Annotated in this window: 18 protein-coding genes; 9 read left to right on the plus strand and 9 right to left on the minus strand. The window is 36.5% G+C overall.

The window, feature by feature from the left end; genetic code table 11:
- The 8 genes from ABIL69_04280 to ABIL69_04315 all read right to left on the minus strand — a co-directional run.
- On the minus strand, positions 1-2,055 hold a 2,055-nt coding region (locus ABIL69_04280; GenBank protein ID MEO0123203.1), incomplete at its 3' end, for an FAD-dependent oxidoreductase.
- A 138-nt stretch (positions 2,056-2,193) separates the two neighbouring features.
- Complete coding sequence (locus ABIL69_04285) at positions 2,194-3,078, minus strand: CoB--CoM heterodisulfide reductase iron-sulfur subunit B family protein (protein MEO0123204.1); 885 nt, start codon at positions 3,076-3,078, stop codon at positions 2,194-2,196.
- Positions 3,079-3,389: 311 nt separating this feature from the next.
- Positions 3,390-3,887: a 4Fe-4S dicluster domain-containing protein gene (locus tag ABIL69_04290; GenBank protein MEO0123205.1), complete on the minus strand. Its 498-nt coding sequence runs from the start codon at positions 3,885-3,887 to the stop codon at positions 3,390-3,392.
- Positions 3,888-3,977: 90 nt separating this feature from the next.
- Positions 3,978-4,769: a response regulator gene (locus tag ABIL69_04295; protein MEO0123206.1), complete on the minus strand. Its 792-nt coding sequence runs from the start codon at positions 4,767-4,769 to the stop codon at positions 3,978-3,980.
- Positions 4,769-5,893 (minus strand): response regulator, encoded by a 1,125-nt coding sequence (locus ABIL69_04300; protein MEO0123207.1) that lies wholly within the window; start codon positions 5,891-5,893, stop codon positions 4,769-4,771. Before ABIL69_04300 ends, ABIL69_04295 begins: the two co-directional genes overlap by 1 nt.
- Entirely contained in the window at positions 5,890-6,087 is a 198-nt protein-coding gene (locus ABIL69_04305) for a hypothetical protein (protein ID MEO0123208.1), read from the minus strand. The genes ABIL69_04300 and ABIL69_04305 overlap by 4 nt, the downstream gene beginning before the upstream one ends.
- Positions 6,088-6,244: 157 nt before the next feature.
- Positions 6,245-8,167 carry a cache domain-containing protein gene (locus ABIL69_04310; protein MEO0123209.1) on the minus strand — a complete coding sequence of 641 codons (1,923 nt, stop codon included), beginning with the start codon at positions 8,165-8,167 and terminating at the stop codon, positions 6,245-6,247.
- A 107-nt stretch (positions 8,168-8,274) separates the two neighbouring features.
- Entirely contained in the window at positions 8,275-9,627 is a 1,353-nt protein-coding gene (locus ABIL69_04315; protein ID MEO0123210.1) for a sigma-54 dependent transcriptional regulator, read from the minus strand.
- Positions 9,628-9,733: 106 nt separating this feature from the next.
- On the opposite strand from ABIL69_04315, the gene ABIL69_04320 reads away from it, so the two are divergent.
- The 8 genes from ABIL69_04320 (at position 9,734) to ftsY (ending at position 20,834) form a co-directional block, all read left to right on the plus strand.
- A complete protein-coding gene (locus ABIL69_04320) occupies positions 9,734-10,225 on the plus strand; it encodes a 4Fe-4S dicluster domain-containing protein (GenBank protein MEO0123211.1) in 492 nt (163 codons plus the stop codon).
- On the plus strand, positions 10,222-11,076 hold the full coding sequence (locus ABIL69_04325; protein MEO0123212.1) for a CoB--CoM heterodisulfide reductase iron-sulfur subunit B family protein: 855 nt from the start codon (positions 10,222-10,224) through the stop codon (positions 11,074-11,076). Before ABIL69_04320 ends, ABIL69_04325 begins: the two co-directional genes overlap by 4 nt.
- A gap of 12 nt (positions 11,077-11,088) precedes the next feature.
- Positions 11,089-13,200, plus strand: a complete 2,112-nt coding sequence (locus ABIL69_04330) for a hydrogenase iron-sulfur subunit (GenBank protein ID MEO0123213.1) — start codon at positions 11,089-11,091, stop codon at positions 13,198-13,200.
- 478 nt (positions 13,201-13,678) lie between these two features.
- Positions 13,679-14,521 carry a hypothetical protein gene (locus tag ABIL69_04335; GenBank protein ID MEO0123214.1) on the plus strand — a complete coding sequence of 281 codons (843 nt, stop codon included), beginning with the start codon at positions 13,679-13,681 and terminating at the stop codon, positions 14,519-14,521.
- Position 14,522: 1 nt separating this feature from the next.
- Positions 14,523-15,512 (plus strand): hypothetical protein, encoded by a 990-nt coding sequence (locus ABIL69_04340; GenBank protein MEO0123215.1) that lies wholly within the window; start codon positions 14,523-14,525, stop codon positions 15,510-15,512.
- 47 nt (positions 15,513-15,559) lie between these two features.
- Complete coding sequence (locus tag ABIL69_04345; protein MEO0123216.1) at positions 15,560-16,513, plus strand: HD domain-containing protein; 954 nt, start codon at positions 15,560-15,562, stop codon at positions 16,511-16,513.
- Between the two features lie 18 nt (positions 16,514-16,531).
- Positions 16,532-19,990: a chromosome segregation protein SMC gene (smc, locus tag ABIL69_04350; GenBank protein ID MEO0123217.1), complete on the plus strand. Its 3,459-nt coding sequence runs from the start codon at positions 16,532-16,534 to the stop codon at positions 19,988-19,990.
- Between the two features lie 10 nt (positions 19,991-20,000).
- Complete coding sequence (gene ftsY / locus ABIL69_04355; GenBank protein MEO0123218.1) at positions 20,001-20,834, plus strand: signal recognition particle-docking protein FtsY; 834 nt, start codon at positions 20,001-20,003, stop codon at positions 20,832-20,834.
- On the opposite strand, the gene ABIL69_04360 is transcribed toward ftsY, so the two are convergent.
- Positions 20,831-21,526 carry a VTT domain-containing protein gene (locus ABIL69_04360; protein ID MEO0123219.1) on the minus strand — a complete coding sequence of 232 codons (696 nt, stop codon included), beginning with the start codon at positions 21,524-21,526 and terminating at the stop codon, positions 20,831-20,833. The two genes, ftsY and ABIL69_04360, sit on opposite strands and share 4 nt — an antisense overlap.
- A 73-nt stretch (positions 21,527-21,599) precedes the next feature.
- Between ABIL69_04360 and ABIL69_04365 the strand changes: the two genes are divergently transcribed.
- Positions 21,600-21,764, plus strand: coding sequence for a hypothetical protein (locus ABIL69_04365; GenBank protein MEO0123220.1), 165 nt, complete (start codon positions 21,600-21,602; stop codon positions 21,762-21,764).
- The last annotated feature ends 98 nt before the right edge of the window (positions 21,765-21,862 follow it).

Here is a 21,862-nt window from a genome sequence, read left to right on the forward strand (position 1 = left end):
TTTTATCCTTGTGCGGAAATTACCAATATATCCATTCACCGATTCAATTTTGCTATTCTTATAAATTTTAATATTGGAATTTGTTTCCACATTTTTTATCAACGAACTTAGATATTCTTTTACATTCCGGCCGTCAACGGTCTGATTGATATGCCTTGCATTTCCACCCAATTCTGGTGATTCTTCTACAAGATAAACTTTGTATCCCTGATTGGCAAGGCTCAATGCCGCATTCATCCCACTGATACCACCACCGATTACGAGTCCACTCTGGCTGATTGGAATCGTAATCGTGGGTAGGGGTTCTAAATGATTTGCCCGTGCGCACGCCATCCTGACCAGATCTTTTGCCTTTTCGGTTGCCAGTTCTGGCTCCTGAGAATGGACCCAAGAGCACTGGTCACGGATATTTGTAAACTCTAATAAGAACTTATTTAATCCCTTCTCTCTTATCGTCTCCTGGAATAATGGCTCATGTGTTCTGGGTGTACAGGCAGCAACCACAACCCTATTGAGTTTATATTTCTCAATCATCTCTTTAATGTGTTGCTGGGAATCATCAGAGCATGAATATAAATTATTTTCGGCATATACTACATTGGGCAAAGTTTTTGCATATTCAACAACTTCCATTACTTTTACCGTCCCGGCAATATTTATGCCACAATGGCAGACAAAGACACCGATACGGGGTTGTTCACTTGCAACAGCAGTTTCCTCAGGATATTCAATCTTTTCGGTGAGTTTATGTCTTTCTTCTTTTATCAATTCTATTGCCTTCTCTGCGGCGGCACTCGCTTCCGTGACGGTTTCCGGAATATCTTTAGGTGCGGATGCGGTTCCACATACAAATATACCAGGCCGAAGTGTCTCAATTGGAGAAAATGGTATGGATTTAATAAAATTAAAATCGGACAATTCTAAATTCAAAACTTCCGCAAGTCTTTTTATATTTTCATCGGGTCTCAAACCAACAGACAGGACCACCATATCAAACTCTTCTTTATTAAGTTTGCCATCTTCATCTTCGTATTTGAGTAATAAATTTCTGGTCTCGTTCAGCTCTGTGACTTCACCAATCATTGCCCTTTTAAATTTTATGCCGTATTTCTCTTTTGCCCTTTTATAGTATGATTCAAAACCCTTGCCAAATGTCCTCATATCCATATAAAATATTGTGCAGTCAAGGGCGCGGTTATGTTCCTTCATCAAGATTGCTTCTTTAATCGCATAGACACAACAGACTGAAGAACAATAAACATTTCCCGATTTTGTATCACGGGAGCCGACACATTGAATGAATGCAACCTTTTGCGGCTCTTTTTTATCAGAAGGTCTCACAAGGTGCCCCTGGAAAGGACCCGAGGCATTCAAGATTCTTTCCAATTCAATAGATTTTATTACATTTGCATATTTACCATAACCATATATCGACTTCAAATGTGGGTCAAATGTTTTTAAACCAGTACCAATGATAATACTACCTACATTTATATCAATTATTTTATCGGACATATTAAAATCAACTGCCTTTGCCGGACATAGTATCTGACAAACACGGCATTTGCCACCTTTCAAAAAATATGTGCAGTGTTCTTTATCAATCACCGCCTTGTTTGGGACGGCCTGAGGAAATGGAACATATATCGCCTTTCTCTTTCCCAGACCACACTCAAAATCAGAGTCAACCTTAATTGGACATTTTTCCCAGCATACACCACAGCCATTACATTTATCCCAATCAACAAAGGGTGACCTTTTTAAAATACGCACCGAAAAATTGCCAGGCTCACCGGTAATACCTTCAAGTTCTGCATAGGTTATCAATTCAATATTAGGATGCCTTCCCGCGCTCACCAGTTTCGGTGCCAATATACACATTGAACAATCATTGGTCGGAAATGTTTTATCAAGTTGTGCCATCACCCCGCCAATACTCGGTGTCTTTTCCAACAAATATACTTTAAATCCCGAATCTGCAAGGTCCAATGCTGCCTGGACACCACCGATGCCACCACCGATGACTAAGACTGCACCAATCTTCTGATTTATCATTTTGCCAAACCTTTAAACGAAACCCAATCCTGTTTCCAAACCCAAACCTTTAAACTATCACAGAGGATTTGTTCAAGATTCCTCATTTTGAAATTAGAATTGATATTTTTCTTATAACTTACTTCCTGCATCCTGCCTCTATATTGTTTTTACCTTATCCAAAAGCGCTTTCGTTGATACCCTGTTCATTTGAAGCCCGAGTGTCTTTGGTTCCAATCCCATTGCTAAGCCTAATACCTGTGGATAATAAAGCACTGGAAGATTATATTGTTCTTGAAATTTCTGTTCAATCTTTTTTTGATTATCATCATACATCACACTGCAGAAAGGACACATCAAAACCATTGCGTCTACAGAATCTTTTGAGAGCTCTTTCAATTTCGGACGGGTCAATGAATATGCAGTATCTTCATTTACCGCCAGAATACCTGCTCCACAACATCTTAATCTTTCCGTGTAATTTATCACCTTTGCCCCAGTGACCGCAATCAATTCATCTAACGACTTTGGATTTTCTGGGTCTTCCGAATTCTCATAAATATCAGAAGGTTTCAGATAGTGGCATCCATAATGGGGCGCAAGAGAAAGGTTCGCCAGTTTTTTCTTTATAGTTTTTTCTATCTTTTCCAATCCAATCTCATCATAAAGAATTTTGACAAAGTGTTTTACTTTAATTGGTTTGCCGATCTTTAAATCAATACCACTTTTCTTCAATAGTGCTACAATCTTTGCCCTATGGTCAAAATCTTCATTCAAATCTTTATTCACCTCGGTCAATGAACCAGTGCAGGCGCTGCAAAGAGTGCAGATATCCAATCCTTTCTCTTCGCTAACGAGAATGTTTCGTGCTGCCATCAAGAAATATGTATCATAGTGAACAGATTTAAGTGGGAATCCGCAACATTCAAAATCATCAAGGTCAAAAAGTTCAATACCAAGCGCTGATGCAACTGCCCTCGCTGACAGTTCATAATTTCTTCCACGACCCAACACCGTACAGCCCGGGAAAAATGCATACTTCATAAGACCTCACCCCTTGTTTTGCTAAAATCTGAAATATTGATGGGTAAAATTGAAATTTTATCGTAATGGCGAAGTGGACAAGCAAATCCAAAATCCGAAGCACGAAATCCAAAACAACATTGAACAAAAAGGTGTAGTTTTAGGTTTAGAAATGTGATAGGGTTTGGTTTGTTGGTTTTGTTGACAAAACACTTTACCAAACCTTTAAACAAAAACCAATCGTGTTTCCAAACCCCAACCTTTAAACCATCTTTTAGTATTCGTTTAAAATCGCTCATTATTATATGCAGATTTGGAGAATTACCATTAAATTATTTGTCATTGCTCTCTCGGTTAAAAAGTTTATCAATCCCTGTCACCGCCATAATCTTCTCGGTAAATCCCTTTGTCTTTGAGACCTTTGGTAGTCCAAGTGCTGAACGTTTATTATTATCAAATTCATCTATTTCATAGAGCCTGCCAAGTTTCTTCAGTAGTTCAATTTGCTGGATAAATGCCTTGGGCACATAACCTTCTTTTACTGCAATATTCTTAATTGCGTTCATCACATCCGTAAACCGCACACCCTGTGGACACCGTTCAGTACAGGCATAACAACTTGAACAAAACCATATAAAATCATTCTCCAGAACCCTTTTCTTCATTCCTAAGAGAATCATCCTTATTATCTTTCTCGGATTGTACCTATCATCAATCTCGCGCACCGGGCAACTTGCCGTACAGATACCACAGGCAAAACACAATTTTATCTTCTCACCACCCGGTTCCTGGGCAACTCGGTATTTAAATTTTGGATCAATACCGCTCATAATCCCCCTTTTGTTTTAAAGCCATTTTTTTGCCCTTTTGCCATTCGTGCCTTTTTCTACCTCTTGAGTCTTTTTGAGCCATTTTACCCTTTACCTGAATAACAGATGTTTTTCTATCTTCTTCAAAAGGGTCTGCGTATCAACTGGTTTATCAATGAAATCATCTGCAAGGTGGTCAATGGCAATATCCACAGCATATTCGGGCTTGGATAATTGCTGTCCGATTGCGGTAAGCATAATGATTGGAATCGGCCTTGTTTGCGGGTTTTTCCTCAATTCATAACATACCGTATACCCATCCTTTCCCGGCATAATCACATCAAGGAATATCAAATCTGGACTTTCAATCTTCGCCTTCTGGATACCTTCTTCGCCATCTTTCGCAGTTATCACCTCAAAGCGATTTGCCAGCAGAATCTGTTTTGTTGCCTCAAGAAAATCCGGGTCATCATCAACAAGTAAAATCTTGGGTCTCTCACCTTCTGTTTTCGGCTTCGGTGTCGCAGTGGTCAAAAGAAAATTGACCTTTTCTAAAAGCAAATTTGGATTCGCCGGCTTTTCAATGTATGCATCTGCCTTATGCTGCTTCCCGATATTTTCAGGATAACCGCCTGTTTTGGTTCCGATAGCCGTAAAGAGTATCACCGGAATATTTTGTAAATCAGCATTCTCCTTCAGTTCCCGGCAGACCGAAAAGCCATTAATATCGGGCAAGATAACATCAAGAATTATCAAATCAGGCTTTTCACTCATTGCCTTTTGCATTCCAGTCTTTCCGTCATTAGCAGTGATAACTTCGTATCCTGCATTAGTGAGAATGATTTTGTTTGCCTCAACAAAATCCTTGTCATCATCAATGAATAAAATTTTTGATTTCTTCATTACTCACTCCTTTTTTCATTCCCTTTCATACTACTTGAAATGGGTAAATAAATTGTAAATGTGCTCCCCTCATTCAATTTGCTTCTGATTTCAAGCTTGCCATTGTGGATATCAAGAATTTTCTTCACAATCGCAAGCCCCAGACCAGAACCACTTGCAACGCCTTCTCTTTTTACCCTATAAAACTCTTCACCGAGCCTTTTGAGTTCATCCTCTGAAATACCAATTCCTGTATCTGTTATATCGACTGCGATATAGTCTCCATTTTTTCTGCAATTTATAACAACCGAACCCTGACTTTGATTATATTTAACCCCATTTGTAATTAAATTTATAAGGACCTCTTTTATCAAATCCCTTTCTCCAAAGACTTCATAAATTTCATTTGCGAACTTTTTTTCGATCTTTATTCCCTTCTCCAAAGCAAGCGGCTTTATCAATTCTACCGATTCATCAATCAACGGTTCCAAACTAAATTCCTGAAAATTATCTTTAATATTCAATTCTTCTATACGAGCAAGTTTCAGCCATCTATTTATCAAATCAAGGAGTTCATTCAACCTTATCTTCATTCTCTCAATAATCTGTTTCTGCTGTCCAGAAATCTGACCTGCCATTCCACCATAAAGGACTTCAAGATATTGTATGACAGCAACAAGCGGAGTGCGTAATTCGTGAGAAACAAGGGAAATAAAGTTTTGTCGCATCATTTCTTTTTCTTTCTCAATTTTGTTCTTTTCATCAAGGTCTCTTTTTTTCGCGACTGCTCGCTCAGTAATAACAATTAACTCTTCAGCAGTGAACGGTTTAGGAAGAAAATCAAAAGCGCCATTTTTCATTGATTCAACTGCGGTTTCAATTGAGGCATAGCCCGTGATAACAATCGGGATCGCATTCGTTTTCCTATCAACAATTGCCTTCAGCACATCCATTCCGCTTATCCCGGGCATCTTCAAATCAATAAATACTACATCAGGGTTAAAATCTTCAAACTTTTTTAATCCCTCTTCACCATTTTTTGCGAGCTCTACTGAATAACCTTTATCAGTGAGAATCTGGCAACAGGCATCACAGATCGTTGGTTCATCATCGATTACAAGTATCTTAGGAAAATCAGACTTCATTTTTCCTTCTTTTTGTTGTCTTTATGGCTCTCCTGTTTCTTTTTCGTTAAATAATTCTGATAGACCGGACAGGCGAAATATTCCTGTTCGCATTTTGACAATTCTTTACTTTTACCCTTGGGAATCATTTTACGAACCGGGGCAACCGCACAATAGTTTACAACAATCTCTTCAAGGAATGGACATTTCATCACTTAATTTAATATGCAAAATTCGTGCCCGGCGGAGTCAAAAAAAGTTTTGAAATTTCAATTGATTTTTCTGACAAAAACGAGCCTGCTAAATAAATTAGTGTATATTTTTTCAACATCAATATTGTAAACGATTTTTCATTAGTTTTATGTTGCATTTTTAAACATTAATTGGTAATTTAATTTTAAAAGTTGCTCCCTTACCAAATTCACTATAAACTTCTATCACTCCATTATGGTCATCTATGATTCTTTTGCTTATTGAAAGGCCAAGTCCAACTCCGTGACTTGCCTCTTTGGTTGTAAAAAATGGCTCAAAAATTTTCTTAATATGCTCAGGTTTTATACCAGGACCGGTGTCTGATATTGATATAACTACAAAATTTTTGTCTTCAGAAAACGCTGTTTTTATTGTGAGTTCACCCTTTCCTTCCATCGCTTCAACTCCATTCATTATTATATTAATAATAACCTGCTGAATCTGTCCGGGGTCAATGTTTATCTGAGGTAAATTTTTATCGAGTTCAAGTTTTGTGTTTATATTAAGAAAGATTGCCTGGGTCTTCAACAAACTTAATGTTGACTCAATCAAATCATTTATTGATACCTTTTTTACCTCGGGCTTTTTTTCCCTTGCAAAATCTAATAAACCCTTAACTATCGTTTTGCAACGCTGTGCCTCACTGTTTATACGGATCAAATTCTTTTTGTATGGTGAATCGTCGGGAAAATTTTTCAGCATTAAATCGCAATAAAGTAATATACCGGTCAAAGGATTGTTTATTTCATGTGCCACACCTGCAGCAAGTTGACCAATTATCGCTAATCTTTCTGCTTCGGCGATCGTCTGCTGGGCATATCTTTTCAACTCTTCATCGCGTTTCTTGATAGAATCTATCATATACTGAAATGCCCTTGCTAAATCTGCTATCTCATCCTGCGTTGTAATGTTAATTCTTTCGGGGAAATTACCTTTACCAATTTCGCGCGCAGCGCGAGCGATCTCTCCGATAGACTTTGTAATCGTGCCGGAAAGTAAATAAGAGAACCCTGTCACGGCAAGTATTGCTATGATAGTTAACCCGATAAAAAATAAAACAATTTGATTGCGCATATCTGTATACTTCTTTTCCAGAATACCAACATAAAGAACGCCTACCGTTTCACCAAGAAAATTTTTGATTGGTCTATAGGCGGTTATATACCAATCTTTTACTACAAACGCCCTTGCCAACCAGGTCTGTCCCTTCTCAATTACCGCCTCATAAACCTCTTTTGAAATCAGTGTTCCTATTGCCCGTGTTCCATCAACATTCTTTACATTCGTCGATACCCGTAAATCCTTCATAAATATGGTTGATGTTCCAATATCCCGTCCCTTATACTGTTCATTGAGAAAGACAGTATTTTTTATACGGTCAACGATATCAAAATTGTTATTTATTAATTTACCTGCGTAAACCACACCAATCACATTTTCATAATCATCAAGGATTGGTGCAGAACCGACTATTACCAAACCTGATGTCTCAACGCCTGAACGCTGGAATTTGACTCTTTGGGTAGGTAAAATCTTTATCTCTGCTTTCTTTTTGAGTACGGGGTTCTCTTTATATAATCCTTCGGCAGTCAAAATCTCAGTAGCATATGTGGGAGATTTAGTTTTCATTGTGTGTTCAATCAAGGGATTATAAACAGTATCGTTAAAATTATCTTTGTTGGTCCCTCGAGCAAGAACTACTCCATTTGTATCAACAACCGAAAGAAAATCAAGATTTTCGGTTTTCAGAACCCTCTCCAACTCCTGTATCATATCCAGATTTTTTTTCTCTAATAATGCTTTTTTTAGGAAAAATCGCGTTGCGGTAAATCTACAGACATTCAACACCTGGTTTGCAAACTGGTCATATATTTCTCCTGCAGAATTCAAATCCGCACTCACGCGATTCTGCGCCTGATTGATAATTCCCCGGTTGATTGTCGCGATGCCTATAATAGAACATAAAATCCCAACAAGTCCAACTGCAAGTACATAACTCAGAGCGAGTTTGGTCCTTAAAGAGTTAAGATGAAAAAGTGCCATCCAAAAATCTCCTTTTAAATTATATCAAAATCAAATGGGAAGTCAAGAAATGTAAATTTTAGTAAAAATTTGCTTAAAAGTTTAAATCTTGAAATGATTTTTCGTATTTACTCCTTCTTCAATCCGTACTTTTCCATTTTATTATATAATGTTACACGATTGATACCCAGGACCTGGGCTGTCTTCTTTATATTCCAATTATAAATTCTTAGCACATTTAAAATATGCTCTTTTTCCATTGTATCAAGGCGTAAATCCTTATTGGTAAACTGGGGAATTAAAAATTTATCAACTAAATTTTTGGGCAGGTCTTTTTTTCCTATCTCCCTGCCTTTTGTTACTACTACCGCATGTTCAATAACATTCTCAAGCTCACGGACATTACCGGGCCAATCGTAAGATAACAACAACTCCATCGCATCCGAACTGATTCCCGAAATATCTTTTTTATTTTCTAAATTGAATTTTTTCAAAAAGTGTTCTAAGAGAAGTGGAATATCTTCTTTTCTTTCGCGCAAAGGAGGAATTTCTATTGTAATAACATTTAATCGGTAATACAGATCTTCCCTGAAAGTTCCTTCCCGTATCATTTCTTCAAGTTTCTTATTTGTCGCAGCAATCACCCTTGTATCTACTTTAATGAGCTCTTTACCGCCAACCCTGCGGAATTCGCGCTCCTGCAAGAATCTTAAAAGGTCAACCTGCGTTTTAAGGCTGATATCGCCAATCTCATCAAGAAAAAGAGTCCCCCGGTCTGCCATTTCAATTCTACCTTTATGCTGGCTTAAAGCACCGGTAAACGCACCCTTTTCATAACCAAATAACTCCGCTTCAAGAAGTGTCTCTGGCATTGCCCCACAGGCAGTTGCAACAAAAGGGCCTTTACTGCGTGGACCTAAATTATGGATTGCCCTTGCGACAAGTTCTTTTCCAGTTCCACTTTCACCTCTGATAAGAACAGTTGACCTTGTTGGTGCTACGGTCTTTATCAATTCAAAAATTTTTTGCATCTTTGGACTCTTACCTATCAAATCCTCTAATCTAAATCGTTTTTCAAGCTCTCTGCGTAGCAGGATGTTCTCCTTAATAATTTCCTGATGTTCAAGTAATTTTTTAAGAATGATATTTATCTCTTCAGGATTGAATGGTTTCATAACATAGTCTACTGCACCTTCTTTCATTGCAACAACCGCACTATCAACTGTTCCATGTCCGGTAATTATTATCACCGGCAAATCCGGTCTTATCTTATGAATTCTCCGCAATGTCTCAATCCCGTCAATCTTCGGCATCTTCAAATCCACAAGGACAACATCCCAATCATTAATTTCTATCTGTTCAAGGGCTATTAGACCATCTTCAACCGCCTTTACTTGATATCCCAAATTATCAAGCCATTCACTGAGTGCGTCTCTAACAATTTTTTCATCATCAATAATCAAAATTTTATATTTCTTCATAGTGATTAAAAATTATACACATTTAGAATAAAAAATCAATACCCTTCTATATCACTCTTGATTTTCTGCGATTAATATATATAATTTAAACACTTATGGAGGCAAAATGATTGATTTAAAAAATGCCGATATCAATTTTAAGTGGAACATTATTAAACAGGAAGGCGGAGAGGGATTGCTAAAATGTTTTGGTTGCAGTGACTGTTCTGCAAGTTGTCCGGTGCGATATCTGGATGATAGATATAACCCAAGAAAAATCATCAGGCTCACACTTTTAGGGATGAAAAACGAAGTCCTTTCTTCACCATTCCTGTGGCTCTGTGCCCATTGCCATGCCTGTACCGAAAGATGCCCACAGGGAATCCGTGTTGCCGAAGTTATCAATGCAATAAAAAACTATGCCGTAAAAAGTGGATATTGCCCTGAAGGTCTGAAAGTGCAGTTGAATTTACTAAATAACTCAGGCAGGTTGTATGAACTTGAAGACTTTGACCTTAGAAAGAGACAGAGAATGGGGCTACCTGAAATAGCCAAAAAGATCGCCGATGTCGCCAGAATTTTTCAATCAACAAAAATTTTTGAAAGGATTGCAAAATGAAAAGGTATGCTTTGTTTCTTGGATGCACAGTGCCGGTTCGGGCACAACATTATGAACTTGCCACAAGAAATGTAGCCAAAGAACTCGGTATTGAATTCGTTGATTTAAAAGAGGGCTCCTGCTGTGGTTTTCCCTTAAAAGCACTTGATGCTGAAACTTCTTTATTAATGGCAGCAAGGAATGTTGGACTGGCAAGCAATTTAGGCCTTGATGTCGTCACACTTTGCAATTCCTGCACTGCTATGCTCTCAGATGCCCAGTTGAAATTAAAAGAAAGCGAGTTTCGTAGGAAGTTTACTGAACTCGGGTTTACCTACCCATGTGAAATAAAAGTCCGTCATTTTGTTCGCATGCTTTATGAAGATATAGGTGTGGAAAATTTAGAGAAGGCAATAAAAAAATTCTTGAAAAACTTAAGGATAATTTCACACTATGGTTGCCATTATCTCAGACCATCATACCTCCATTCCTTTGATAATGTTGAAAATCCCCACACCCTTGAGCAACTTGTTGGCTTGACCGGTGCGACAATAATAGATTATCAAGAAAAGAAATTATGTTGCGGTGGTTCGGTATTGGGTGTAGATGAAGAACTCGCTTTAAAAATGGCAAACCAAAAACTTTCCATAGCAAAAAACAATAATGCTGATGCATTGATTTCAATCTGTCCATTCTGCACGGTAATGTACGAGGATAATCAACGGAAGGTAGAAACAAAATTCACAATCACATACAATCTCCCCGTGCTGTATTACCCACAACTTTTAGGACTTGCACTTGGTTTAGCACCTGATGCCTGTGGTTTGAAATTCAATCGCATTAAACCAGATAATATTATCTCAAAATTATAAAGGGAGTGTAAAATGAGATTAATTATTTGCCATTGTAATGGTTTGATCAATATTCCTGATTTGGATCTTGGCCCGGATGTAAAAATTGAAAGATATGATGATCTCTGTAAACAGGAAGTAAAGATTGACCCTGGCGAGAAGGTGGTAATCGGAGGATGCTCCCCATCTTTAATGGAAGGTTTATTCCCCGATGCAGATGTTGAGTTTGTAAATCTCAAGGACCACATATTTTTAATGAATCATTCAGTAGAGAAGGCACAGTCACTGCTTAAAGCAACGATTGAAAAATCCAAATCAGGTATGGGGCTGAAGAAAAAAATATTTACAATTAGATCAAAATCTACTGCAGTAATTGGTTCGGGTGTTGCCGGGCTTGATCTGACAAACGCATTAACAAAGGCGGGGAGAAAAATATATCTTATCGAAAAAGAGCCATTTTTGGGTGGCACAGTTGCAAAACTGGACAGGCTCTATCCCGAAGGCACACCCTGGAGTCATACAGTCCTGCCATTGATTTCAAGTGTAGTAAAAAATAGAAATGTTGAAATTTTCACAAACACTGAAATAATGGAAATAAAAGGCGAATTAGGAGACTACAAGATCCAGTTGAAGAACAAACCCCGTGGTGTGGTTGATTGCAACAATTGCGGTGCGTGTGTTGCGGTGTGCCCTATTACTGTACAGGATAATGGAAGAATTCGCAAAGCAATATATACAATCAACACATATCCTTATATTTATGCGATTGACTTTAATTCCTGTAATAAATGTGGTGAGTGTGTAAAAGTATGTCCAAAGAAAATAGATCTCAATGAAATAGAAAAGATTATTGAAATTAATACCGGAACGATTGCGGTAGCAACCGGTCTAAAATTTTATGACTTGGAAAAAGTTGAGGAATACGGATATGGTAAATATCCTAATGTTATGAATGTTTTAGAGTTTGAACGGAAGATTACTGATGGTTCTTTTGCCCCTCGTAATGTTGTATTAATTTGCTGTGCCGGTTCGCGTGACAACAACCATTTACCTTATTGCTCAAGGATTTGTTGTTTTCTGGCATTGAAAGAAGCGAAACTCGTTACCGACCGTTATCCTGAAACGCGCGTCTTTGTCTGTGCTATGGATATGCGTAGTTATGGGAATTTTGAATATTTCTATGCAACATTACGCGAGCGAGGTGTATCTTTCATAAAAGGGAAACCTTCCGAAGTCATGCAGCGAGACGGCAACCTCGTCGTAAGAGTTGAAGACCTTTACACAAATGAACTTCTTGAGATTGATGCAGATGCAGTTGTCCTTAGCGGCGGTTTTGTTCCCGATAAAGAAACATTTGATAAACTTGGGGTAAAAATTGATGGAAATTTCCCCGTTATCTTCGAAAGCGGCAAACTTGGAAATATTGAAATGCCCAGAGGAATATTTGTTGCGGGTTCAGCAAGTTTTCCGGCTGGGGTTTTTGAGACAATCGTTGACGCAAGAAAATCCGCATTCTCAATCTTCAGTCTATTGCAAAACGATACTATTGAATCCAGCCAACCCATTGTCTATGTAAACGAAGACTACTGTAGTGTTTGCAAAACCTGCATTAGCGTCTGCCCTTATAATGCAATTACTATTGAGAACGATAAAATAAAAATTCATCCTGATTTATGCATGGGTTGTGGAATATGTGCCAGTGCCTGTCCAGCAGCTGCAAGCCGTCTTGAAAAATTTACTGTTCGGGAAATTTCTGATTGGGTCAAAACAACTACAAAGCCCGGTGATATAATCGCATTCCTATGTAAATGGTCTGCATACAATGCCACCGAAACTGCGGCATATATGAAAGTTCAGTATCCAGAAAATATCAAGATTCTCAGAGTCCCCTGTAGTGGCGCAGTAGAACCGAACCATATAATTCAGGCATTGAACTTAGGTGCCAGAGGTGTGCTTATCGGAGGCTGTTATCCCGATGCCTGTCATTATGTAAAAGGTAATTTTAAAGCAAGAACAAGGGAGAAGATATTAAAGGAAACCATCGAACTTTTGGGTTTATCCAGAGACCGTGTTCGCCTTGAGTGGATTGGTAAGGATGAGGCAAAAAAGTTTGAAAGTATAATTAAAGAAATGAATAAAGGTTAAAAAAATCTTTTTTTATTTACCCAATATCTAACGCTTTTGATATATCTATTAGGCAATAGAGAATTTAGTCACTATTACCATATTAATTAATATCCATAAACCACCGACTATTTTCTGAGGTAAAGAGGTATCTACTCGATTAAAATGGCTGGGTCCTCTCCATTTTTTCTTTTCTTGAAATTTTAAGTTTTCATACTAAGTATCAATATATGTTTCTTTTTCCACTATTCAATATTACAACTTTTCGCAAAAATGAAAAATCTCAATCCCTCTTTCCCCCTTTCATAAAGGGGGATAATGGGGGATTATATTTTTACAAAGGGGACAATGGGGTTATCGAAAGAAAAACCAAACTTCTGATATTTTAAGAAAAAAATTCAGGTACGATCTCTTAATATCGAAAAAATGGAGAGGACTCAGTCAAAATGGTTATTGACATTTATATAATTTTTAGTATAATTGACATACTGGGGGCTAAATGATTTTATTTTTACTTATTGCCAGCATAGGATATGAATATATGCTCGTTGATCCGGTTGCAGAGAGGGTAGGAATGGGTTATGCCGTCGTTGGTGACGGACATAATATTTTTTATAATCCAGCAGGAATTATACTTAATACAGGAGTAAGTTATTCATTCTCTTATCTGAATTATATTGGGGGGACTCACTTTGGTCATGTTGATTACGAAAGCAATGTATTGGGTGCAGGTATTAGATACTTCTATAGTGGGAAAATGAAAAAAACCGATGCCTCTGGGCAGGAGTTAGGAGATTTCAGCACAAATTTTATTGATTTTAATATCGGTAAGGGCTTTACAATGAGCAATATTCTATTAGGTGTTTCGGGAAAATTCGTGTATGAACTTATTGACACATTATATTCTTTGGGCTTTGGCATTGATATGGGAGCCCTATACCTTCTGTCTCAAGAAAATATCCAGCTGGGTCTCGCAGTAAAAAATCTTGGGACGGGTATAAAGCCATTTATTAACGATAAAGAATTATTACCTTATGAAATCAATTTGGGTCTCATTAAAAAATTTAATCAGGGCTGGATTGGACTTGATATTGTTAAACCCGCCCTATTAAATCTTGGTTTTAGAATTGGTGGTGGATATGATCTCACAGAATACTTAACATTCCGTATCTCATACAATAGCCTTTTGTCTCAGGTTAAAACTGATACAGGTCTTGATTTTCTTGCAGGAATTACGCTGGGGTTTGGAGTAAAAAAGAATAAAATAAATGTCAATTACTCATATACCCCATACTTTAATCTGGGACAGGCACATAGATTAACAATAAGAATAGGAGGTTAAAATGTCTCGTGTAACATTCGGTATAATACCCGCCATCCTTATAATCATTCTGTCGGTTTTCTTTTATTTAAGTCCTCAATTCCTGGGACAGAAACCGGCAAATGGTAAGGAGGCATTGGCAGAATTGATAAACAAAAGAATTACCAATCTTGGCAATTTTATTGTCCGCTCAACATTTGTCCAAGACGCAATGATTGAAAAAGATGATGCAAAATTATCAGAAATCATTGTATCTCTAAAACAAGATGAACCTGAGATTTTAAGCGTAAACTTCACCGATAGCAAAAATAAAATAATTGCCTCTTCTAATGCAAATTTACATGGAACTGACTATGCCCCTTTTAATCCTGGTAGTTCAAGTAAAATTGTTGAAAAATCTGGTATTTATGAGGGTGGATTCAGCATTAATTTAGGAACTACCTCTCTCGGAACACTTTATATACAGTTAAAGCCCAAAGTCCCTGAAATAAAGGTGGCTACTTCTCCAAACCCGATAATTCTGATTGTGGGTATTGCAGTAGCAATAATCACTTTTATCATTATGTTTTCTATGGCTTCGGGACTTGAATCGCACCTCGTTGAGGATATAAATCTTCGTCAGGAAGAGGTATTTCTTCCTAAAATTGAAGAATTGAAAAAACAGCAAACAGAAGCACAAAAAGTTCTTGAAGAAATAAACAAAAAAATTGCTCAAGGGGAAAATAAGATAAAAACACTTGAGGCAGAATATCAAGCAAGAAAGAAGGAATTTGAATCGAGCCCCGTTGTTCAATCAGTTGAAAAACTCAGGGAAACCGAGTCCGAATTATTGAAAAAACTCGAAGTCTTAAAGACTGAAGAAAATAGATTAAACAATGAAATCAATCTCCTGACGCAAAAAAGAGAAGAAATTATGAATGCCCTTGAGGCAGAGAAAAAAGAAGAAGCAAGGCTCCGGGAGAAACTTGATCTAATCAAAAAGAAAATTCTGCACCTTGAGAGCCCTGCATAACAAACAAAGAAGTAGAAAATTAACGCCGATAAGAATAACCAAATTTTATGAAGAGTCAGTATATTAACGAATTAAAGGCTGGGCAGCTTGTAAAGGAGAAATTTTTACTTACCAAAAAAGTACTACGGGAAAAAAAGGATGGCGGTTTTTTTACACAGATAGAACTCAGTGACCGAACGGGCACTATTGAAGGGGTCGCCTGGGATAATATCAGTGACGAATTCAAAAATATATCATCTGGTGATTTTGTATTTATAACCGGCAATGTAAATGAATATAATGAAAGACTGCAAATAGTAGTAAATTCCATTGCGCGGGTTCCTGATGATGAAATAGAAGCCGAGGATTTCCTCAATGTTGTTGATGAAGACATTGAAAAGGTAATAAATGAAATAAAAGAAATATTAAATAAACTAACAAATCATTTTTTAAAAAATCTAATTACGCAATTTCTTAATGACTCCAAGTTTATGGAAAAATTCAGAAAAGCTCCGGCAGCAAAGAAGGCTCACCATGCCAGTATCGGCGGGCTTGCTGTTCACACACGCAATGTAATGAATTTAGGCATTAAGATATGCGAAATATTTGATTTTCTCAATTCCGACCTGCTCATCGCTGGGAGTTTTCTCCATGATATTGGCAAGATTGATGAATATACATATCATAAAAAGATTGACCATACTAAAGATGGACGGATGCTGGGACATATTGTTATTGGCTGTGAAATAATCGCTAAAAAAATTGCGAAAATTGATAACTTTCCCAACGAATTAAGACTGAAATTGTTGCATATGGTTGTTTCTCATCATGGTGAACTTGAATATGGCTCACCCATTCTACCTGTCTTTCCTGAAGCCCTTGTCTTACATTTTATAGATAACCTTGATTCAAAACTTGAAATGATGCGTGATGAAATAAAAAAGAACAGAGGGACACTCAGCGACTGGAGTGAATATCATCCCTTGCTTGAAAGGGTAATATACCTTGGCACTGAAGATTAATAAAAATATTTCCTCAAAATGAAAATTAAAGAAATCAAGCTTTACGGGTTCAAATCATTTCAGGAAGAAACTAAATTTTTACTAAATCCTGGAATTACTGCTTTTGTTGGTCCCAACGGTAGCGGTAAATCGAATATTTTTGATGCCTTAAGGTGGGTATTCGGTGAACAGAGTATGAAGGCACTACGCTGTGAAAAGAACGAAGACCTCATTCATATTTCCGCAGACGGGCAGAGTGATTCAAATTTTGCCGAAGTAACGGTGACGATAGAAAATGAAGACTTTTTCCCTCAATTCGGAAGTGAGTTTGAAATAAAAAGAAAATTTTATAGAGACGGAGAAAGTGAATTTTATTTAAATCGTGTAAAATGCAGATTGCAGGATATCCAGGCATTATTTCTGAACTCAGGGACTCTTACCTATTCGTTCTTAGAACTATCCGAGATAGAAAGGATTATCAGCGGAGACACAAAAGAGATGTTTGACGATGTTTCGGGAATTTTAAAATATCAGGAACGCCGAGAACAGACCCAGAGAAGATTGGAACAGACTGAGCAGGATCTTCTACGTCTTGAAGATGTGATAAGTGAAATGGAAAGAACGGTTCGCAGTCTAAAAAGGCAGGCACGACAGACACAATTATATCAGGAATTAAAAGAAGAATATAAAAAATTGTCGCTTATCATAACTAAATCAGATTACGAAAGAACTATCAATGAATTAAAAGAGGTAGAAACCTCACTACATAACCTAAATCAGCAGAAACAAAATGTTCTTATCAGGTTAAATAATCTTGATGAAGAGCGGCAGAAATTAAAAAATGAATTTACTGAACTGGAAACAAAAAAGAGAGACATTGTAACTGAAATAACCAATCTAAATAATGAAATCGATAATCTACAACAGGAATTGAACAATCTTGAAAATGAAACAAGGCAATTTAGCATTGAATATGAGAGAAAGACTGCATCCCTTAAAGAAAAACAAGAATACCTGAAAAATCTGAATAATAAAATTATTGAAAACGAAAGAAAATTGAATGAAGTAAATAATGAGATTGCCCTCTGGAATGAAAAACTTTTAACTGAACAAAATAATCTTGAGAAACTTTCTAACGATTTTATTGAAATCACCAGAGTTATAGAAGAAAAACAAAAGACAATTGATGGCATTATGCTTAAAATCCAATTACTAAAAAATGACCTTGCCCGCGTGGAAATAAGCAAAACCAATAAAGAAAATATCCTCATTCAAATAGAAAAAGAAAAGGAAGAATTAAAGTCTGATTTGTCAGTTAAATTTAAAGAAAAGGCTGATTATGAACAAGAATTAAATAATATAATCAAAAACCAGAACAATATAAGTCAATCCATTTCCGAGCAACAGAAAACAATTGAAGACATTGAAATTAAAATAGAAGAAATTGAAAAGGATATTGTTAAACGTCAGGAAGAACTGAACGATTGTCGGTTGTTGATCGATACACTACAAAACAGGCTGGGTAAAGTTGAAAATATAAAATTCATTAAACAGCAATTTAAAGAAAGATTTGTGGGTATATTCCGGGATTTCTTAATCGTGCGTCCCGGATATGAACAGATTGTTGACCTCTGTCTGTATGATGCCTTAAACTTTTTTATAGTCAATGACATCTCACCGAATGATTTTAATAACCTTCCGGAAGGTAGATATGGTTTTATGTTGAAGGAAGAAAACATAGCACAGGAAAATCCCGACGAATTAAAGGCTCTGAAATCTTTGACTGAACTTGTTGAAATAAGAGCAAATAAGGAAATTTTTTCGGCATTTTTAAGTAAATATTTTTTAACAAATGGATTTGAAGAAGCATTAAGATACTCAAAAAAATTTCCGAATTTCGGATTTTTAACACTTGAAGGCTGCTTATTTAATAATAATTCGGTTATAATTCAAAAAGGTGAATTCGGATATTTCCAGATAAATCAAAGGTTAAGTGAATATCAATCAAAAGCCGAATCTCTTCAGAATGAAATAGTGTTTATGAATGACGAAAAAAAGAAACTCTTAGAACAACTAAACCAGATAAGAAATGGTCTTGAACAAAATAAAGAAAAACTATTTTCTTTGAATATAAATAAATCCGAATTTTCAATGCAAGTAAATACATTGAAAAATCAGTTAAATAATCTAAATAAGGATATAGAAGAAGTTGATAATGAGAGGAATAAACTGCTGACGGAAATTGAAGAATTGAATAAATATTTTATCGAGTTTACAAATCAAATTACTGAAAACGAGAATATACTTAATAAAACTCAAACTGAATCTGAAGAATTGAAAAATATACTTGATAATCTGGAAAAAAAGATTGAACGCCAGAATAAAGAGTTAAATCAAATTATCCTTAAAATTGGGATATTAAACGAAGTCAAATCTGTAACAGAAAAAAATTTAAACGACACCCAGGTTGAAATTACAAATCTCACTAATGAAATAGAAGAAATTGGCAAATTATCGGCGAGTGAGGAACTTGCCGCCATTGAACAGAAAATAACGGAACTGAAACAATCCATACAGGAAAAGAAAGAAAGACGTGCGAATCTGGAAAATCAAATTCCTGAGCAGAAAATTCAGGAAATATCAAAAAATCTTGATTCAATCTACGATGAGATTGCTCAATTACAAAGGCAACAAGATGAAATTCAGAATGCAATAATGCAGGTTAATTTTAAAGTTTTTGAACTGAATCATAAGAAAGAAGAGCTTAATAAAAAGGCAAAAGAAGAATTCCAAACTAATTTAGAAGATTATGTATTAGAAGATATTCCTGAGCCCGAACAAAAATTAAATGAGGTCAAAGAAAGAATGGCACGCCTTGGAGAAATAAATCCATTAAGTCTAAGTGCTTATGAACAGGAAAAGAAAAGGCTTGATGAATTTTTAAATCAACGAAATGATATAATTGCTGCCAAGCAAAATCTTTTAAAATCCATTGCCGAACTTGATGCCAGGGCGAAAGAAAGATTCATTGATACCTTTAGAGAAGTGAAGGGAAAATTTAACGAAGTCTTCGCAAAATTCTTTGAAGGTGGAGAGGCGGACCTTATTTTGACTGATCCAGCAAACCCATTAACTTCCGATGTTGACATTGTTGTTCGTATGAAAGGCAAAAGGATAAAAAGGATAAACCAGCTTTCTGGGGGTGAAAGAACACTGCTTGCGGTCAGCCTGTTGCTTGCTTTCTACCTTGTCAAACCTGCTCCTTTCTGTATCCTTGATGAAATTGATGCACCGCTGGATGATGTCAATGTTGTGAGATTCAATAAGTTCTTGCGAGAATTGGCACAACATACCCAGGTGGTTATAATAACCCATAACCGCGCTACAATGGAATATGCCGATTACATATATGGACTTACCATGGAAAGACCCGGCAAGAGTAAGATTATATCAACCCGTCTGGAAGATTTGGAACCAGTAGAATTAACAGAACAGTAAGCAGAAATCCATGCCTCTACCCTATCTCAGCAAATTCCTTGGGAAATTGACCGGTATTTTTAGTCCAGCAAAAAAACCCGATATATCCAATCTGGAACAAGTTTTACTTGAATCCGATGTCGGAGTAAAATATACAAATATGTTGCTCGAAAAAATTAATTATAATCAGGCAAAACTTAAAGAGGAAATCCTAAAACTGATTAATATCAAACCACCAAATTTAAATCCAACAAAGCCTTTAATCATAATAATTTGCGGTGTAAACGGCTCGGGCAAAACGACGACCGTGGCAAAACTTGCCTATATGTATCAAAAAAAAGGCAACGTCCTTCTGGTCAGTGCGGATACATATAGGGATGCTGCATCAGAACAACTTGATATCTGGGCACAGAAAGTCGGTGTTGAAATCATTCGTTCCCAGAAAGGGCAAGATGCGGGTGCCGTCGTCTATGATGGACTAAATAAGGCAATATCAAGAAATAATGATACAGTCTTGATTGATACTGCCGGAAGATTACATACCCGAACCGACCTTATGGAAGAATTAAAAAAAATCAAAAGGGTTGTAACCAAACTCAAACCTTCAGGTCCTGATCTTTCCCTTTTGACTATTGATGCCACACTGGGTCAGAACTCCATTCAGCAGGCAAAGATATTTACCCAGGAACTGGGAATCAATGGCTTGATTTTAACCAAATTTGATGGCACCGCAAAAGGTGGGGCAATAATTCCTATATGTGCAGAATTAAAAATCCCGGTGCTTTACCTGGGTGTCGGCGAAAAAATTGAAGACCTTATTGAATTCAAACCCGAAGAATTCGTTGAAGCAATGTTTGCTGACTAATTTGAATAAATATTAAATTTATTAATATGTTTCTCAAAAAATTCTTCCACTTTTTTTCTCAACAAAAAATAAAGTATTAACGCAATTAAAAATCCAACTCCCCCCATAACCCAACCCTTTATTCCCATTGCCATAATCCGATCCCCAGCCACTACATAAATCAGTATCCCGGGGATTCGGCAGAACCCAATAATAACAATCAAAACTTTCAAGGGGATCATAGTCAGTCCTGCCAGATAAAAAAGTCCATCACCGATAGGGTTGGGAAATATTGCTAAAAATAATACCAGCGGCAAGCCTTTTTTAGTTATCATTTGCTCTAAACGCGATGTTCCTTCTTCGGCAAATAGATAAAGTATCTTTTTACCAAAAACCCGTGCTACAAGCATCGCTAAAAAACCGCCAACTATTACTGCAAGCCATGATACTAAAAATCCTTTCAATGGGCCAAACAACATGCCAGATGCAATATTTAAAACCTGTCCCGGAATCGGCGCGAAGAAAATCTGGAAAATATAAAGCAGGAAATATATAAAATAGGAAACAAGACCATAGCGCTGAATTGCATCTCTAACTGCCTCCGGATCATTTACGATAAAATTGAAATTTTTTACAAAAATAATTGATACCAAAACAATTATGGTAAAAAAAACAATTGTTCCGCAAAAACCCAAAAATCGTTTTATTTTCATCTAATTAATTATATTTATTTTGTATTTTCATTCAATATCCTTAATATTTATATTTAAATTCATCTTCATTTTTGTGAATTATAAAGACCATTTGACCTTAGGCAATAGGCTGATTGCACTTTTTATTGATGATGGTTTAATGCGAGAGAACGAACCAGAACAGGTTACCGCTATATTAAAAAAACTTGGTATAAAAACAGTAGTGATAAATGCCGCAAATATTTTTTTAAGGCATTGAAAGGCAAAGAAAACCCTGAAGAAATGCGTAAGGCATTTTGCGATACATTCTATAAAGCTCTTGGTGATTCCATATTGACACACAAAAGAATTTTAATA

This window comes from candidate division WOR-3 bacterium (assembly GCA_039802005.1).
In the GTDB taxonomy this organism is placed as follows: domain Bacteria; phylum Hydrothermota; class Tepidihabitantia; order SM23-42; family JAOAFX01; genus JAOAFX01.

Coding starts and splice junctions, on each gene's coding strand:
- ABIL69_04285 (MEO0123204.1), bottom strand. CDS start 3,078: ATGAAGTATGCATTTTTCCCGGGCTGTACGGTGTTGGGTCGTGGAAGA.
- ABIL69_04290 (MEO0123205.1), bottom strand. CDS start 3,887: ATGAGCGGTATTGATCCAAAATTTAAATACCGAGTTGCCCAGGAACCG.
- ABIL69_04295 (MEO0123206.1), bottom strand. CDS start 4,769: ATGAAGAAATCAAAAATTTTATTCATTGATGATGACAAGGATTTTGTT.
- ABIL69_04300 (MEO0123207.1), bottom strand. CDS start 5,893: ATGAAGTCTGATTTTCCTAAGATACTTGTAATCGATGATGAACCAACG.
- ABIL69_04310 (MEO0123209.1), bottom strand. CDS start 8,167: ATGGCACTTTTTCATCTTAACTCTTTAAGGACCAAACTCGCTCTGAGT.
- ABIL69_04315 (MEO0123210.1), bottom strand. CDS start 9,627: ATGAAGAAATATAAAATTTTGATTATTGATGATGAAAAAATTGTTAGA.
- ABIL69_04320 (MEO0123211.1), top strand. CDS start 9,734: ATGATTGATTTAAAAAATGCCGATATCAATTTTAAGTGGAACATTATT.
- ABIL69_04325 (MEO0123212.1), top strand. CDS start 10,222: ATGAAAAGGTATGCTTTGTTTCTTGGATGCACAGTGCCGGTTCGGGCA.
- ABIL69_04330 (MEO0123213.1), top strand. CDS start 11,089: ATGAGATTAATTATTTGCCATTGTAATGGTTTGATCAATATTCCTGAT.
- ABIL69_04335 (MEO0123214.1), top strand. CDS start 13,679: ATGATTTTATTTTTACTTATTGCCAGCATAGGATATGAATATATGCTC.
- ABIL69_04340 (MEO0123215.1), top strand. CDS start 14,523: ATGTCTCGTGTAACATTCGGTATAATACCCGCCATCCTTATAATCATT.
- ABIL69_04345 (MEO0123216.1), top strand. CDS start 15,560: ATGAAGAGTCAGTATATTAACGAATTAAAGGCTGGGCAGCTTGTAAAG.
- smc (MEO0123217.1), top strand. CDS start 16,532: ATGAAAATTAAAGAAATCAAGCTTTACGGGTTCAAATCATTTCAGGAA.
- ftsY (MEO0123218.1), top strand. CDS start 20,001: ATGCCTCTACCCTATCTCAGCAAATTCCTTGGGAAATTGACCGGTATT.
- ABIL69_04360 (MEO0123219.1), bottom strand. CDS start 21,526: ATGAAAATAAAACGATTTTTGGGTTTTTGCGGAACAATTGTTTTTTTT.